Below are 16909 nucleotides of genomic sequence, written 5' to 3'. Positions count from 1 at the left end.
CACCGCAGCAGGCTGACGATTCCTTATTTGGTTGAAGTAGTCAGTTCACCCGTTGGGCTAGCTTGCGCTGATTTAGATGGCTCTGTTTTAGATGATTGTGATTCGTGCTGAGGTTTATCTGCATAGTGAGTCTGTTTGTCGAAGATCATCAGTAAGCTCGGTAGCAAGATGAAGTCGACCACCAGCGCAATGAAAATCACAATCGCGCTGAGCAAGCCCATGTCGGAATTGAGTCTGAAGCTCGACATCGCCAATACAGAGAAACCCGCCACAAGCACGACTGTGGTGATCCACAATGCGCGGCCAACGGTGTGGAAAGCGTAACGAACCGCTTCTTCTGCTGATTTCCCTTCCATTCTGGCGCGTTGGTATTTACTTAAGAAATGCACTGCATCATCGACCACGATACCCAATGTAAGCGTGACTACGACCGACAAACCCAAGTTGATTTCACCTGAGATCAACGCCCACAAACCAAAGCCGATAATTGCCGGGGCAATGTTTGGCACTAGGCTGATGATGCCTAAGCGAACCGAGCGCAATGCGAAGATCATCAGGCCAGAGATAAGCACTAAGGTGATAGGCAAAGTTGATAACATGCTCGCCATGTTGGTTTCGCCAATGTGAGCAAACATCAGTGATGGGCTCGACGCGACCACTTCATACTGAGGTGCATTAGCTGCAAACCATGAGTAAATGCGCTCTTCGAGTTCTACCAATTCCACACTGCCTAGGTTGTCGACCGTGAGTACCATTTTGATCGATGACTTATCGACGTTGATCTGGTTGTTCAAGTCCAAGCCATACGGCAAAGACATTTCGTAAAGCAGCAGGTATTGCGCGGCAAGTTCACGGTTAAGTGGCAGTTGGTAGTAACTGTCATCATCGCCGTGCATGTTCTTGTTCAAACGCATGTAAACATCAGAAAGCGTTGCCACATGGTCGGTTTCTGGTTGTACGCGTAGCCAATCGGAAAAGTCACCAATCGCTTGTAAGAATACAGGATCAGCAATCGCTTGAGACTCGTTGGTTTTGACCGCAATGCTGATGGTGGTCATGCCACTTACGGTCTGTTCCATGAAGTCCGCTGCTTGTCTGAATTCGCTTGAGGTATCGAAATACTTCACCGATTCATCATTCACTTTGTTCAATGGAATTAACGCGGCTGCACCCACAATCACTAGAGTCGAAATAGGCAGCAGAGCTTTGCGGTTGGTCACCACAAAGTCGCCCAGTCTATCCATGAAAGTGACTTTGTTTTGTGCCGCCCCTTTTCCTTGCGTAGATAAGTTCGCTGGCAAGGTCTTCACTGGCAATAGTTTTAACAGCGCAGGCAGCATAGTCACAGAGAGGAAACATGCGATGAGCACGCCCAATGCCGACAAGTTACCGAAGTCTCGCAATACTGGAGAATCCGACATGTTCATCATCAAGAAACCAATCGCGGTGGTGACAGAAGTAATTAAGATCGGCATCGCATTAAGCTTGATGCTGTATTGAATGGCTTGTGCTTTCTCCATCCCGCGCTGCATGGCTTGTCTCATGGTCACAATCACGTGAACACAATCAGCAACGGCAAGGGTTAGTACTAAGGTTGGAACGTTGACCGTTGCGGTGCTGAGGAACATCCCTGCCCAGCCAGACAAACCCATGGTCGCAACAATCGAAGAGATAATCACAACTAAGGTAGCCACCACGCTAAAGAACGAGCGCAACATAAAGGTCAGGAACACCAATACCACCAACAGCATTAACGGCACGAGTGTTGAGCTGTCTTCTTGAGCCGACATCATAAACGCGTTGTTCATGGCAATGATGCCCGCTTTATGGAATTCGACGCTCGGGTAATCGGCTTGGTACTTGGCGATCATAGTATTGATGGCCGCGATCACTTCTTGCACTTCGGCGGTTTTGTCCACTTCAGGCAATTGCACGGTGACGTTAACAATGGTCACATCGCCAGAGGCCGACACCAATGCATTCTTAAGCAGTGGTTCGTTGAGCGCGATCTGTTTTACTTTGGCGATTCGCTCTGGTGTGTGCTCGTATTCTTCGTAAAGAAGGTCTTCCACTAAGAGGTCATCTTCAACGGCTTCGGTATGCTGATAATTGGCCAGCGAATCAACACGGCTTGAGTACGGGATCTGCCACGCATCGACCGTGAGGTTTTGAATTAAGGTGAGGGTTTCTGGGGTGAAGACATTGCCGCCTTCAGGCGCGACGACAATCGCGAGGTTGTCGGTTTTCGCAAAGGTAGTTTGGATTTCGTCGAACGCCATCAACTGTTTGTTGGTGCCTTCGAAGAAGATGTTGTAGTCCCCTCTAAAGTAGAGGTTCTTGGCCCCTAGAGCAGAGAGCATGATGATTGAAAAAACCACCAGCAAAACGATAAACGAACGCTTGGTCGGTATTGAGTGCCAACTGTTATCTAGATTATGAGCCTGTTGACCTGAGTTGGACGATTGACTCTCTAAATCGGGGTTATTAGCTAGATCGAGGTGACTAGTTGAATCAGGGTTACTCATTAAATCAGAGCTATTAGCTAAGTTGGGCTTCTGGCTGTCATGTTCCATCACAGTCTCCATTTGTGACGATTCGTCATAGTTGTGTCTTAAAAAGCCAGCCGGAGCTGACAAAAGACACAATTCTTAGTCATACACTCAAGAAAACCAAAACCACACTAGGCAAACTTAAGTTTATGACGAATCGTCACTAATGGTTATTAATAAACCCACACGAGTGTGCTTAATGGAAGATTATCGACCTACTGACTCTAGGTAAGCGACTTCTTCACTGAACAGTTCTTGTTCTACACGGCGCCAGGTTTTGCGGTAATCCCAATCGCTAGAAAGGGGCTGCCAATTTAGGCCGTCTAGTAGCATGTTCGCGTTATGTAATACTGAATACGGGTCTTGTAACCGCTTGATACAATGACTGTTTGATGCGTTCTGAGACAAGGCATTTGAACCAAATGCGATTGACCAGTTAGCAAACACGATGGCATCTGAACCCACACCAGAAGAGAACTTAAGGTCACCGGCTTCTACTGCTCGGTTTACCATTGAATCGGCTTGTTCAATCACCAACTCTTCCAGTTCATTCATCTCGGTTACACGTGCACTAGACGCTTTCTCTAGTACCCACGGGCTTTTCGCCATGATCGCACAGGTTGATAGTACCGGTTCCATGCGAACATAGATTCGGTAAGCAACGTGCAGTGCGACAATCTTTTCACGTGTGTTGCCTTCAAACTCTCCAGAGCGAGCAAACATTAATGCCTCGGTCTTTAAAGAGTGAATACACAAGGCTAAAACCACGTCTTCTTTGCTGCAAAAGTGATTGTATATCGTACCTTTAGAATAAGAACTTGCTGCCGTTAGCCTATCCATCGTGAGGTTTCCGAACCCTTGTTCTCGAACCAGATCTTTTGCTAACAACATCAATTCTACTTCTCGGTCTGCTATAGACTGCTGCTTTTTAGACAACACGCCTTTGCAACCAAAGATACCTTGTTTATCGCCTTTACAACCAAAGCCAAACATAATTTCTCAGTCCGTATTTGAGCTTAGCTATCATCTAAGCTTCGCCAGTATTTAAAACGCTCCTATCCAATATATTAACACGAATAGTAAATTCATGTAGTTAACCATTTTGTGACGCTTCGTCATTTCTGACTTATCGTCATAATAGCGCAAATATTGATCATATCAAGGTGTTTCATAAAATTAAATTCACGTTATGAATAGATGAGAAAACCATCAATAATCACATCGCGTTATTCACCTGCCTGCCGTCATTAACTGGCATAGCATCAGTAACCAACATAAGATCAATAACCGACACAGCATCACTAACCAACGCGGCATCACTAACCAACACAGCAAGAAGCGCCTTAGTTTGGCGAAACCAATACAAGCCCATTACGCTGTCTTCATCTAAATAGAGCATGATGGTTTAGGACAGTCAGCTATTCGAGCCGAATGGAGGGGTACGTAAACCACGAGAATGAGTGAGTTCAGGTTCACTTTTTGGTGCAGACCTCTCCTTATGGTTAATATTTGGCTTACTAATGCCGTTTTCTACTAAGTTGCTATAAATTAGGTAAGGGGTGACTTACAATAGTGACAACGACTTACCTTTTTTGAGAACACGATATTGAGCGCCAAATATTCTTATTTAGCTTGGCAAGTGAATACTTCTAGCCCAGCAGAAAAGCTTGTTTTATTGATGCTTGCAGACGGTGCTGACGAATTCGGCTACACCAATGTGTGCTTACAAACAGCAGGTCAACTTTGTGCTCTCTCTACGTTTGGTTTAGCCGACTGCCTTAAGTGTTTAGTCGACCAAGGTTTTCTCGATAAGATAAAAGTAGATTATCGAGATCAAAAAGAGATTCACGTTTTCAAAATGCTCATTGAGCAAGAGCAAGCTACGGCGCACGTTGAGGTTCAACCGACCAACAGTATTCCTGTCTACTCTACGGCACCTGCACCTGCACCTGCACCTGCACCCAAGTTTCAGCCTGCTCCGGCACCGATGCAACACATGCAGCATGCCCCTCGCCCACAAGGCCGAGGCTCAATGAACAGCAACACCGTATCTACTCATGATCTCAACGAAGAAGAGATACCATCATGGGCAGAACGTGCGTTTAAATTCTCCGGTTTGACCGGTGACCATAGTTTAGTATGGAAGAAATTTGTCCTCTGGTATAAAGCCAAAGCCAATGAATTAATGCCACTATCTCGGATTGAATCCAAGCTGCAGTACTGGCTAGTTAACGAGAAGCAAAATGAAAGACAACAACAGCAGAAGACCTCTCAATATTCAGGAAATGCAGGACAAGCTCAAGGAAATGGGTATCGACAAAAGCTTAGCCCATCTGAACGCTTCAGGCAGCAGCTCATTCAAAAAGGCAAAAAGCCAACCTTCTGAGCCCGCTTCACCTGTTGTTCCTGACTCTAAAGGCTCAGTAGTACCTGAAGTTATTGAAGCACAGAGCACTGAAGTAGCGACACCCAATGCTGCTAGCACGGGTTCGTCTCAACAAGTGCCTGTTGTTGACCAAGATCCCGCTGAGTTGGAGCTTACAGATTGGTGTATCCATGTTTTCGGTTCTTTCTTGAGCGTGTACGAAACTCAGTGGGAATACCAATACGGTAGTGAGCCAAGCGGAAAGTTTCTTGAGTTTGCACACTCTGTAGACTCAGACGGCCTTAACCGCGTGCTAATGCACTGTCATGAACGTATTCAACTTGGCAACAGTTGGCCGCCGCAAATGGGTGAGCTTTGGATTCTCAAGGATTCATTAACAGAAGAAGAGCTGCTTGATAGCCGTATTCGTGTGTTGTCACGCACAGCTGTTAACAACATTGAAAAGTGGCTTATCCAAAACAAGCTGTACGACTTGAAACGCACCGCTGAAAACAAGCTTGATGGTCTGTTTAAGAAGTACTATTTGGAAGCAAAACGTTTAGATGAGAAAGGCATGCTAGAAACTGAATTACCGCAGTTCCTTCTTGCTGCTAACTCCGTAAAGAACCTGAACGATTTAAAACGTGAAGAGTACGAAAGCCAACACGGCAAAGCGATTAACCCAAGAATTCAAAAAATTCTAAACAGTAAAAAGTAGCCTTCTACGGTCTACGGTCTACGGTCTACGGTCTACGGTCTACGGTCTACGGTCAGAAAATACCGTCAAGATTACCCAGTCAATAGATACAAAAATGCCAGCTATCAAGCTGGCATTTTTTATGAGTTTTTATACCAATCACAGTAAGTAAATGATCATAAATAGCGCCGGAAAAAGGCTTGAGAACAAGGCAGCAATTTTTGATAAGTAGTTATTCTACAATCAAAATTTCTAACGAAGTTATCGAGCGTTTTAACTAGCTAGGATGAACAGTTATTTACTACGATTGGTATTATAAACCCATCAAACAATTATCCGACCGCCATTTACGATCGCCTTACTGATTAATTACAGTAGGTGGATAGTTGCGTTTAGAGAGAAAACGCCTGAGTCGTCATCTTTCATGTTGAAGTTTTGGTAGCTAGCGCCTACAGATAGTGGGCCAAAGATGAAGTATTCTGCGCCTACACCGTACATGATATCAACTTCGTCTTGCTTGAAGCCGTTCGCTTTAAGCTCGTAAGAGTGAAGACCACCCTTCGCGTATACGTGAAGAGGACCAAAGTCGATGCTTGGTTTGATTGCTAGGTAAGTTGTGCTTGCGTCTAGTTTAGTCAGTGTTTGGTTGCCGTATTTAACACTGTCGAAAGAACCTAGATCCCAGTAACCCGCTTCAACACCAATAAATGGAAGGATGCCCGTACCCACGTGGATACCCATCGCTGTCTCTTCTTGATTACCTAATGAATTTTGACCGCCCATTGCGCCGCCGTACAACCAAGAATCAGCCATCGCTGTTGAAGATGCACCTAGCAGTGCTAGAGCCAATAACGTTTTTTTCATATTCGACCTTTTTCGTCCTGTTGGCAGGCCTTGCGTGGTAATGAATTGCCACCAAGTCGCCCTGTATGTAATAACTATTCAATTAGTAATGCAATAAGCAAGATTTATACCCAAACCTTGCCACTGCGTCTAGCTTTATTCGTTTAGCAAGCATCAATCGCGTTTTTAACACGCTTATCTGATACTGGGTAAGGTGTACCGAGTTGCTGTGCGAAGAAGCTTACACGAAGCTCTTCTATCATCCAACGCACCTCTTTTACATTTTCTGGAACCGCGATCCCTTTTGGAATTTTATTCAGCAGCTCTTTGTAATCATTCATTACAGAGTCCACTTTGATCATATGAAGGCGATCTTTATTCGGGTCAATCGGCAGTTTTTCCATTCGGCGCTCTATCGCTTTCATATAGCGTAGAATATCCGGCAAGCGTTTCCAGCCGCATTCTGTGGCAAACCCCTTAAAAATCAAACCTTCTATTTGAGCTTTAATGTCTGAAAGCGCAAATGCCATTGAAAGATCGACACGCCCTTTCAGCTTCTTACTGATGGCGAATGCCGTGGTTAAGATGGTTTCAACCTGTTGAGCAATCTCAACAACTGTGTCATCTAACTCTGCACGTACGTGTTCTTTTAGAGCTTCAAACTGCTCTGGCTCCCAAACTATGCCGCCCTTCTGCTCTATCAGCTTATCAATACCACAAGCGATACAGTCATCGATAAGATCGAGCACCTGTCCGTATGGGTTGAAGTACAAACCGAGCTTAGATTTGTTCGGTAAATTCGAGTGCAAGTATTTGATCGGCGATGGTACGTTCAACAGAATTAAACGACGCTGACCCGATTTCATTGCAGTGATCTGCTCTTGTTCTGTTTCGAACAATTTGATCTCTACGCTGTCTTTGGTGTCCACCAGTGCTGGGAAGGCTTTAACATCATAGCCACCACGTTTCTGTTGGTAGACTTTTGGTAACTCACCAAAGCTCCACGTATGCAGGTTTTGCTGCTCGATGTCATCGTCTGCCACTTTAGAAAGTGTTTCTTGAACCTTGTCTTTCAGGCTTTCTTTCAACTCATGCAGGTCTTTCTGCTCTTTCAGTTTGCGCTTGCGATGATCCACAGCACGGAATGTTACCTTTAAGTGCTCTGGAATCTGGTCTAACTTCCAGTCATCACGTACCACTTCCACACCGGTCATACGGCGCAGCTCTTTCTCAAGGGAATCCAATAGTGGAGCTTCAAGCGGCGTAACACGAGCCAAGAACGCATCTGCATAGTTTGGCGCAGGCACAAAGTTACGGCGTAGCGTTTTTGGTAGTGACTTAATTAGGCTAATCACCAATTCCTGACGTAGGCCTGGGATCTGCCAATCAAAACCGTTCTGGTCTATTTGGTTCAAGATAGGCAGCGGAATGTGTACCGTTACACCATCGTTGTCGTCGCCCGGCTCAAATTGGTAGCTCAGCTTCAGCTTGATACCATTTTGATGCCAGAAGTTCGGGTAATCCAAATCAGTAACGTGGCTAGCATCGCCTCGGAACAGCATCGACTTTTCAAAGTTAAGCAGTTCCGGTGTTTTCTGGCTGGTCTTCTTCCACCATGTGTCGAAGTGACGTCCTGAAACTGCCTCTTCACCCACACGCTGGTCATAGAAATCGAACAGTTCATCATCGTCGATCAAGATGTCACGACGACGCGATTTATGTTCTAGTTCTTCCACTTCTTGTAGAAGCTTACGGTTTTGTTTGAAGAAGGCATGTTTAGTTTCCCACTCACCTTCAACAAGTGCGCTACGTACAAACAACTCACGGCTGACGGTTGCGTCAATCGCACCGTAGTTCACAAGGCGCTTAGGTACGATTGGGATTCCGTAAAGCATCACTTTTTCGTGAGCCATTACCGCCGCTTGTTTCTTCGACCAATGTGGTTCGCTGTAGCTACGCTTAATCAAGTGTTTCGCTAATGGCTCAATCCATTCAGGCTGAATTTTGGCGATAACACGGCCCCAAAGTTTTGAGGTTTCCACCAGCTCCGCAGACATGATCCACTTAGGCTGTTTCTTAAATAAGCCAGACGCAGGGAAGATATGGAAGCGTGCGTTACGAGCACCTTGATATTCATTCTTCTCTTGGTCTTTCATACCGATGTGTGAAAGCAGACCTGATAGTAATGACATGTGAATGCCATCGTAGCTGCCCGGTTCTGTATTCAGCTTGGTGTCCAATTCACGCATCGCTTGGTGAATTTGGAAGTACACATCTTGCCATTCACGGATACGTAAATAGTTCAGGTAATCTTGCTTACACTGTTTGCGGAACTGGTTACTCGACAGCTCTTTTTGTTGCTGCTTAACGTAATCCCAAAGGTTCACAAACGTGATGAAGTCCGACTCTTTATCGAAGAAGCGCTTGTGCTTATCGTCAGATGATTGTTGCTTGTCTGATGGACGCTCACGCGGGTCTTGAATCGACAATGCAGAGGCAATCACCATTACTTCGTGCAAACAGCGGTTGCTTGGCGCTTCAATCACCATACGCGCTAAACGTGGATCAATCGGCAGCTTAGCGAGCTTACGACCAATTGCCGTTAGCTTCTTCTTATCGTCGCCATGGTTCTTGTTTTTGTTCGCTGACGGTTCAACTGTCGCAATCGCACCCAACTCTTCAAGTAGCCTTACACCATCTTGAATATTGCGCTTATCGGGCGCTTCAACAAATGGGAATGCTTGAATGTCGCCTAGGCCTAACGCTGTCATCTGAAGGATAACCGATGCTAGGTTAGTACGAAGAATCTCAGGGTCAGTAAACTCTGGGCGTGATTCAAAATCTTCCTCAGAGTACAGGCGAATACAGATACCTTCAGCAACACGACCACAACGACCTTTACGCTGGTTAGCACTCGCTTGAGACACTGGCTCAATCGGTAGGCGTTGTACTTTAGTACGGTAGCTGTAACGGCTAATACGCGCCGTACCCGGGTCGATGACATACTTAATACCCGGAACGGTTAACGAGGTTTCTGCCACGTTGGTTGCCAGAACGATGCGTCGACCTGTATGAGACTGGAAGATACGGTTCTGTTCACCCGCCGATAGACGTGCGTAAAGCGGAACAATTTCGGTGTCACGCAAGTTACGTTTACTTAAAGAGTCGGCAGTATCACGAATCTCACGCTCACCATTCATGAAGATCAAGATATCGCCCTGGCCTTCATCACACAGCTCATCAACGGCTTCAAAAATGCCTTCAATTTGATCGCGGTCTGAATCACTGTCATCACCACCTAGTGGGCGGTAACGCGTATCAACTGGGTAAGTACGGCCTGACACTTCGATGATCGGTGCGTTGTTAAAGTGCTTCGAAAAACGCTCAGGATCGATAGTCGCCGACGTGATAATCACTTTCAAGTCTGGGCGCTTTGGTAGAAGCTCTCTCAAGTAACCCATGATGAAGTCGATGTTCAGGCTACGTTCGTGCGCTTCATCGATAATGATGGTGTCGTACTGGCTTAAGAAACGGTCGTGTTGAATTTCCGCCAGTAGAATACCGTCGGTCATCAATTTGATTTGGGTGTTTTCAGAAATTTGGTCGTTGAATCGAACCTTGTAACCAACGAATTCACCCAACTGCGTTTCCATCTCTTCCGCAATACGGTTTGCAACCGAACGCGCCGCAAGGCGACGAGGCTGAGTATGACCAATTAGGCCAAAACGACCTCGGCCAAGCTCAGAACAGATCTTGGGTAACTGAGTAGTTTTTCCCGAACCCGTTTCACCCGCCACGATAACCACTTGGTTTTCAGCAATGGCTTTCGCAATATCATCGCGCTTTTGGCTTACTGGGAGAATCTCTGGGTATTCGATGGTTGGTTTCTGCGCAGCACGCTGAGTTGCTGTCATCATTGACTTGGCAATATCTAACGCAATCTCATCGAAGACAGCGTGCTTAGATTGTTCGTTCTTGATTTTACTCGCGCCAGTAATTCGCTTACTCAAACGGAAGCGATCACGCATCATACATTCGTGGAGCGCTTTACGAAGAGATACTGGACTATTCTGAGATGATTTTGTCTTTGTCGCTGATTGTTCAGCTTTTTTGGTATTTGATTGTTCAGCAGGTCGGTTCGATGCAGGCTTATTTGATTTCGCTTCGTTCTGTGGAGAACTTGGCTGTGCTGCATTCTTGTTGTTATCTGCTTTTTCCGGAGACGAAGTCAAAGCGTGTCCTATTCTTGTACTTATTAAACTCGCGCGATTATATCACAAGTCTCAAACAAAAAAGCCTGACAACAAAGGGAAAACCTTTTGCTATCAGGCTGATTAGTCACTCTCACGTTAGTAAAAGCGATGGAAGCGTGACGAACGCAAACCGAATGTTTCAAAAATCACAGTTAAAAACTAAACGCTAAAAACGCCTGTTATAAACTGCCTGCTAAAAAACGCGCTTAAAACTCGTACTGTAGATAAACCGTGTTGTAGTTACTGCCGCCTTTGATTCGACCAAACTGAGAGGCGTTTTCAAAAATAGCAGAGCGGTGATGCAACGAATAGCCGAACCATAAGTTGTTCAGGTCATTCTTACTCATTAAATCACCTACGTTTACGTCGAACGAAAAGTCGAGATAATTAAGCAAGTGGCTCCCGTTATAACCCTTCTCTTTCATCTCTTTCGCTTCGATGTAAGTCAGCGAATCGATGTAAGACATACCTTCTGCCACACCAACACGCCATTGAGTTGGCCAGTCGAAAGTGTAATACGCTTTAATTGCGACAATGTATTCGGTGCTGCTTGACTGAACATCTGAACTCCAGTGATGCGCGATACCTGGCGTTAAGTAGATGTCCAATGGGAAACCGAAGATCTCATCGGTTAACGGGTGGCCATAGAAGAATGAGGTCAACTGGTTGTTGTATTCGTCTTTCTCTCTGTTGAACTTCATGATGTCGCCAATATTCGATGGCGTCGCCCAGCCGTGTGCGACACGTAAATACGGCGCATTGCTCAGCTTAGGTTTTGGCGCTTTGGTTTTATCGTTGAAAAAGCCAAAACCAAGGTAAAGTTCGCCTTGATAACGGTCTTCGACAATCGACGAGTCATAGGCGTTATCATCCAGTCGAGTCACACTGGTTGAACCCAATAAATACAAGTTCGAAAACACATGGTAACGCGCTTCTACACCGACATTCAGGTCCACACCTGCGCCGATGGTTTCATTGGCTGCTGAGTAATACTCGCTGTTGAAATCCGCACTTTTATAGCGCAGTGTCGCACGCGGAGTGAACTCCCAGTCTCCGGTTTCATACTTAGCTTTCGCACGTAAGTTACCGTGAAAATTGAATTCACTGTCGCTCATTAACTCCGTTTCAACAGACCAAGGCCCATCAAGTTGGTAAGTCAGTTGAGCACCAAAGTCCGCTGTATCGCCTTCAATAGCGTTCTGTTCAGAAGCTGGAATGTCAATAAAGCGCAGGCGAGATATAGCATTCAGAGACCATTTCTCGTCGTCGGGTTGGTAAAGGTAAGCCCCCATCTCAGTCCCATCAATGAACACATAATCGTTCTTGAAAAATAGCATTGGAACAAAAGAGCTAACCGTTTGGTCACCACCTGACGTGTCGTAAGGAATACTTGCCGTACGAAACATCGCGGCAATCCCCCACTCTTGCTCTTCAGCAGCCCACGCATTAGCACTTAGAAAAATGCTACTTAGGAAAACCGCGCCCGACGAAGCGAGAGTCGGTAAATATTTGAGCTTCATTCTTATGTAATTACTCTTTGTAATAAATTTTGTGTTACTGAATAGACATTTATTAGCCATAACGGCTAACTAATTTTAGGTTTGAGCGGCATTGACCGTTACAATGTAGAATATTCTCGGTTAAATGAAAGCATTGTGAAAGTCTCCGAATTACAAAACATTATAGATCACTTACCCAAAGATTCCGATCCGGATATTGTTATTGGTGAGGCATGGTTGCCCGAGCGTTTGGTGAATACCAACCTAGACGGCGACATGCTATTTCTTGAGTTCGATAATGCCCCTGAAGACAATCAAGGGGATGAAGAAGGCCGTGGTTTTGTTGAACACGAAATTGCTATGATTCGTGAAAAACTGGAGCAAGTGTTAGATGACACATCCGATACCAAGACCAAAGCCGATGCCCTATTGGCAATATTTCTAATGGGCCATGAACTTTCTAGCTCGGAAGTTATCGAACTCCTTGAAGCAGATGGTTCTGAAACACCTGAGTCTGAAATGATCGCGCCTGACATAACAGAGCCTGAAACGAACAAGCTCGAAACAAAACAACACCACGACGACTAGCCACCAACGATTTTAGGTACCGTATTGAAACCCTCTACGACATCATCTCTTCCCCTGTTACTCGCCGGACCCATTTTAAGAAAAACGACTGCAACTGAAGTCGTACTTTGGTTAGCCACCAGCTCGCCTCTGACAGGCAGAGCCGAACTTCATACTCAAGAAATAGACGATTCTGAAGCAGCACAAGACCAGCCGTTTTATACCTCATCGCTTGAAGATCATGATTCGATTCAAATCGGTACACATGCGTGGGTAACGCTCATCCGCTTACAAGGTGAGTTCCCGACGAATACACCTCTAGAGTATGACGTTCACACAGAGTCAGGCTCATTAAAAGAGCTCGCACCTCACCTTGTTTACAACGGTAAATCTCGCGTTGAGTTTAAGATATCGACCTCGGCTGATTACATTCTTCATGGCTCTTGCCGTAATCCACATCATCCAAGCAAAGACAGCCTAGTCGCAGCCGATAACAAGATTGCCGATCAAACCGTCGCTGAAAGACCCGATATGCTGATGATGAGCGGCGATCAGATCTACGCTGACCATGTGGCAGGCCCAACACTTGATGCTATTCAGCAAGTGATTCAATTGCTTGGCCTAGTGGGAGAGAGCTTACCGACTGACTCGCAAGTTAACCGAATCAACAGCAGTGACGCCTTATTTGAGAGCGAATATCACTTATATCAACGTGATCAGTACTTGCCACACCACACCACTTCAGAATCCATGCTCGATAAGTTCTTCCCGAATCGTGGCGTACCGATTTTTAACTCTACCGATTGTGAAAACCACTTGGTCACGCTGTCTGAGTTTATCGCGATGTACCTGTTAGTTTGGTCGCCGACACTGTGGCAGTGTGTCAATCGAGAGCGCTTAATTGAGAATAACTTCACTCAAGGTGGACGCCAATTAACACCGACTGAGCAGCAACAGTGGCGTGATGAAAGCGTCATCATGGATGATTTCATTGCTGGCTTACCGCAAGTACAACGTCTGTTCGCACATATCCCTACGTACATGATCTTTGATGATCACGATGTGACCGATGATTGGAACCTTACCGTGGGTTGGGAACATGCCGTAGACCAAAACCAGTTCGCAACTCAAGTCATTGGTAACGGCCTTGCGGCTTACTGGATGTGTCAGGGCTGGGGTAATAAACCGGAGAGCTTCGACGAGACATTCATCGAGCAAGCAAAACAGCTTTTTGTCGATCAACCGCGCGTTCTTAAACAAACGCATGACGTTGAACAAACGGACAACCTTAAACAAACGAACAGTGAAACCGGCGATGCCGCGACTACTCACTCTGTTAGCGACATCGAGCCAAACAAGCATCGAGCCTTCATTGAGATGTTGAGTCGCTTTGAGGAGTGGCATTACACAATAGATACTTCACCCAAAGTCATTGTGTTGGATACCCGAACCCGTCGCTGGCGTTCGGAATCTCGTATGAATAAACCTTCAGGTTTGATGGACTGGGAGGCCTTGATTGAATTTCAACATCAATTGATGCATCAAGATAAAGTCGTGATTGTTTCTGCTGCGCCAATGTTCGGCGTTAAGTTTATTGAAACATTGCAAAAGATGGCGACTACAATTGGTAAGCCATTGGTGATTGACGCTGAAAACTGGATGGCACATCCGGGCAGTGCCAATACGCTGATCAGTATCTTTACCCATACCAAAACACCGACCAATTTCGTGGTGCTTTCGGGCGATGTCCACTACTCCTTTGCTTACGATATCAAGCTTAGATACCGCCGAAATAGCCCGAACATTTATCAAATCACCTGTAGTGGCATTAAAAATCAATTCCCAGCGCCGCTGCTTAAATTCTGTGATGTGTGGGACCGCCTGTTATACAGTCCTCGCTCAGTTTTGAACTATTTCACCAAGCGAAAGCGCTTAAAGATCGAGAAGCGAAGCCCAGACAATCAAACCTTCTATCGCCTTTCAAACCGAAGTGCGATTGGTGAATTAAGGCTAGATGAAGATGGTAAACCACAGTCGATCACAACACTTAGTGGTGACGGTAAAACCACCCGCTTCCCAGAGCCCGATTGATAAAATGCTCCTTATCGCTCGCCTAACCGTAATGTCAGTTTTAAGTAAAGACGCTTGCGATCACACTCCGTAGGCCCAATAGTAATAATATTCACCATAACTGGAATGCTCTTATGTTTAACTCACTTACCTCGTTATTTAAACAATTAGTTGACGGCTCTGATTTAGGCAAAACTCCCACTGCCTCACCTAACTTAGCCATCGCCAGCTTGTTATGCGAAGTCGCTGGTGCAGACCACGCGATCAACGAATCAGAGCAACAAGCCAAACTGCACTTACTTCAGCGTTTACTGAACATAACCGATGAAGAATCAAAAGCTTTATTAACACAAGCTGAGCCTCAAGTTGAACAATCTGTTTCTCTGTACGATTTCACTTCTCAACTGCGAGATCTTTCTCAGCCAGTACGAATCGACTTAATCAAAGCAATGTGGGAAGTGGCGCACGCAGACGGTGAAATTGACCCTATCGAAGATTCTGTGATCCGTAAAACAGCGGAGCTGCTCTACGTTGACCACAGTGACTTTATCAAGACTAAGCTGAACGTACTCGGTAAAAGCTAACCAAAGGTTTTCTATTCGCGTTAAGCCTTTGTATCAGCGTAATCGATCGCCATGCATGATGCCTTTGAGCTCTAACGGCGTGCCCTTCTTAGTGACATAAAGGCCGCGCTGATTCGATACCAACACACTGCGCTTGCCTTGCGTTTGTTGAATGTATAAGTGTTTGATATTGAATGTCTGCTTATCTTGGGCCTGATCTTGGTCCAATTGATAAAGGTAGTAGTGATTCCCCCAGCGCAAGAACACACCAAACATCTGCTTAGTTTGAGCGATATTCCCATCGATATCGTAACCAATGTACTGCATTTTGACTCGACCATTTTCCAATCGGAGCGAGATTCTCTCCCACCCAACCATCGGGTATTCCGCAGAAAATCGATAGGTACTTTTGGTTGCGAGCCCAGAGATCAAGCCTACATTTAGAATCACAAACAGCGTCAATAAGATAGGCATCCAAAACTTACGATTCATATTTATTGCCCTCGCTCATTGTTATTGTCGCCTTCGCAAGAGACAGTTTTAAACTGATGGCTTATCTCTTTCCAATGTCCATTTATCAAGGCGACGGCTTGGATATTTTGACACCCAACACCAATGCGATGCAGATAGAGCGAATCAACACCGAGCTCTGACACGGCATCCAGCTCTTTTATAACGGCTTCATCAAAATTCAAACTATCGTGATAAACATCCATACCTCGGTAGGCACTCTTATCTATAAAAAAAGCAAACTGATAAAACAACATGAGAAGAAGCGCGCTGACTACCATTCCGGCAATACGAGATTGGTGACGAGTGAGAAAACTCTTAACCCTTCGCTGTTTATGAAGTTCCCGTTGTTGGGGTAATACAGACTCGCTTTTACTGTCATCACTGCGATCACTGCGATCACTGTCAGTATTAAAAACCTCTAGCTCAACGGTTTCATTAGGAACATTAACTTGAGCTACTTGAGTTTGAATAGCAGAAATGGGTGTTGATAGATAACCACCAAGCTGTTGAGGTCTGCTAAAACTGTACCCTTGCTTCTGAACCGTTAAAATTTTGCACTCACAGTTCAGTTCATTCAACGCTGTACGAATGTTCTTTATCGCTACGTTTAGCGAGCTTCCTGTCACCACCCGCCCAGGCCAGCAATGTTCAAGAAGGAAGTCTCGGCCAATCGCTTTCGGGCTATTCATCACCAAATGTTCAAGGATCAAACTTTCGGATGAAGACAAGGTGACCTGCTTGTTAGAGCTCGAATTAATGAGAGTATTGTTATTCAATTCGATACCCGAAGCGTCTAAGGTGATCTTATCAGGGCTATTGGCGTTCATTTCGGCGAGGCGTTCATAAATAAAAGGTCATCAAAAAGGTGTTTATTTGGTCGAGCTAATACCAAACCATACATGGAAAAGAAGAGTAATAAGTTTAGTCAATAATTAAGCCAAATATAAGCTCAGCAAGTAACAAGATAAAATAACAACAAGGTGAGCCAGT

13 protein-coding genes are annotated in these 16909 nt (G+C 45.4%); 5 read left to right on the top strand and 8 right to left on the bottom strand.

What is annotated here, in order from left to right:
- Positions 1-23 precede the first annotated feature (23 nt).
- The 3 genes from AB6E08_RS07125 to AB6E08_RS07115 form a co-directional block, all read right to left on the bottom strand.
- Positions 24-2636 (bottom strand): RND family transporter, encoded by a 2613-nt coding sequence (locus tag AB6E08_RS07125; RefSeq protein ID WP_372044115.1) that lies wholly within the window; start codon positions 2634-2636, stop codon positions 24-26.
- A gap of 120 nt (positions 2637-2756) precedes the next feature.
- Positions 2757-3542: a TetR/AcrR family transcriptional regulator gene (locus AB6E08_RS07120; protein ID WP_017099755.1), complete on the bottom strand. Its 786-nt coding sequence runs from the start codon at positions 3540-3542 to the stop codon at positions 2757-2759.
- 223 nt (positions 3543-3765) lie between these two features.
- Positions 3766-3948: a hypothetical protein gene (locus AB6E08_RS07115; RefSeq protein WP_372044116.1), complete on the bottom strand. Its 183-nt coding sequence runs from the start codon at positions 3946-3948 to the stop codon at positions 3766-3768.
- A gap of 207 nt (positions 3949-4155) precedes the next feature.
- Between AB6E08_RS07115 and AB6E08_RS07110 the strand changes: the two genes are divergently transcribed.
- Positions 4156-4935: a hypothetical protein gene (locus AB6E08_RS07110; RefSeq protein WP_102579977.1), complete on the top strand. Its 780-nt coding sequence runs from the start codon at positions 4156-4158 to the stop codon at positions 4933-4935.
- Positions 4856-5632, top strand: a complete 777-nt coding sequence (locus AB6E08_RS07105) for a hypothetical protein (RefSeq protein WP_372044118.1) — start codon at positions 4856-4858, stop codon at positions 5630-5632. The genes AB6E08_RS07110 and AB6E08_RS07105 overlap by 80 nt, the downstream gene beginning before the upstream one ends.
- Positions 5633-5980: 348 nt before the next feature.
- Here the strand turns inward: AB6E08_RS07105 and AB6E08_RS07100 are convergent, their stop codons facing one another.
- From AB6E08_RS07100 to AB6E08_RS07090, 3 genes are all read right to left on the bottom strand, one after another.
- Positions 5981-6475 (bottom strand): outer membrane beta-barrel protein, encoded by a 495-nt coding sequence (locus AB6E08_RS07100; RefSeq protein WP_009847008.1) that lies wholly within the window; start codon positions 6473-6475, stop codon positions 5981-5983.
- 143 nt (positions 6476-6618) lie between these two features.
- Complete coding sequence (gene hrpA, locus AB6E08_RS07095; protein ID WP_372063736.1) at positions 6619-10686, bottom strand: ATP-dependent RNA helicase HrpA; 4068 nt, start codon at positions 10684-10686, stop codon at positions 6619-6621.
- Positions 10687-10913: 227 nt separating this feature from the next.
- The gene (locus tag AB6E08_RS07090; RefSeq protein ID WP_372063734.1) at positions 10914-12227 is read right to left on the bottom strand and encodes a MipA/OmpV family protein; all 1314 of its coding nucleotides are present in this window, start codon (positions 12225-12227) and stop codon (positions 10914-10916) included.
- 81 nt (positions 12228-12308) lie between these two features.
- Here AB6E08_RS07090 and AB6E08_RS07085 point away from each other — a divergent pair, with 81 nt between their 5' ends.
- The 3 genes from AB6E08_RS07085 (at position 12309) to AB6E08_RS07075 (ending at position 15427) form a co-directional block, all read left to right on the top strand.
- Positions 12309-12794, top strand: coding sequence for a hypothetical protein (locus AB6E08_RS07085; RefSeq protein ID WP_017101161.1), 486 nt, complete (start codon positions 12309-12311; stop codon positions 12792-12794).
- Positions 12795-12818: 24 nt separating this feature from the next.
- A complete protein-coding gene (locus AB6E08_RS07080; RefSeq protein WP_372063732.1) occupies positions 12819-14864 on the top strand; it encodes an alkaline phosphatase family protein in 2046 nt (681 codons plus the stop codon).
- A gap of 113 nt (positions 14865-14977) precedes the next feature.
- Positions 14978-15427, top strand: coding sequence for a TerB family tellurite resistance protein (locus tag AB6E08_RS07075; RefSeq protein ID WP_372063730.1), 450 nt, complete (start codon positions 14978-14980; stop codon positions 15425-15427).
- A gap of 33 nt (positions 15428-15460) precedes the next feature.
- On the opposite strand, the gene AB6E08_RS07070 is transcribed toward AB6E08_RS07075, so the two are convergent.
- Both AB6E08_RS07070 and AB6E08_RS07065 read right to left on the bottom strand, forming a co-directional pair.
- Positions 15461-15898 carry a hypothetical protein gene (locus AB6E08_RS07070; RefSeq protein WP_372063728.1) on the bottom strand — a complete coding sequence of 146 codons (438 nt, stop codon included), beginning with the start codon at positions 15896-15898 and terminating at the stop codon, positions 15461-15463.
- Positions 15899-15900: 2 nt separating this feature from the next.
- Positions 15901-16611, bottom strand: a complete 711-nt coding sequence (locus AB6E08_RS07065; protein WP_372063771.1) for a transcriptional regulator — start codon at positions 16609-16611, stop codon at positions 15901-15903.
- Positions 16612-16909: the final 298 nt, after the last annotated feature.

The organism is Vibrio sp. 10N.247.310.24, assembly GCF_041467175.1.
GTDB classification, from domain to species: Bacteria; Pseudomonadota; Gammaproteobacteria; order Enterobacterales; family Vibrionaceae; genus Vibrio; species Vibrio tasmaniensis_A.
Note: the sequence above shows the minus strand (reverse complement) of the source record. Positions and strands in the feature narration are given on the sequence as shown.

Excerpts from the sequence above, each read along its gene's own strand:
- AB6E08_RS07115 (WP_372044116.1), bottom strand. The coding sequence starts at position 3,948 with ATGCTCTATTTAGATGAAGACAGCGTAATGGGCTTGTATTGGTTTCGC.
- AB6E08_RS07100 (WP_009847008.1), bottom strand. The coding sequence starts at position 6,475 with ATGAAAAAAACGTTATTGGCTCTAGCACTGCTAGGTGCATCTTCAACA.
- AB6E08_RS07120 (WP_017099755.1), bottom strand. The coding sequence starts at position 3,542 with ATGTTTGGCTTTGGTTGTAAAGGCGATAAACAAGGTATCTTTGGTTGC.
- AB6E08_RS07070 (WP_372063728.1), bottom strand. The coding sequence starts at position 15,898 with ATGAATCGTAAGTTTTGGATGCCTATCTTATTGACGCTGTTTGTGATT.
- AB6E08_RS07090 (WP_372063734.1), bottom strand. The coding sequence starts at position 12,227 with ATGAAGCTCAAATATTTACCGACTCTCGCTTCGTCGGGCGCGGTTTTC.
- AB6E08_RS07105 (WP_372044118.1), top strand. The coding sequence starts at position 4,856 with ATGGGTATCGACAAAAGCTTAGCCCATCTGAACGCTTCAGGCAGCAGC.
- AB6E08_RS07075 (WP_372063730.1), top strand. The coding sequence starts at position 14,978 with ATGTTTAACTCACTTACCTCGTTATTTAAACAATTAGTTGACGGCTCT.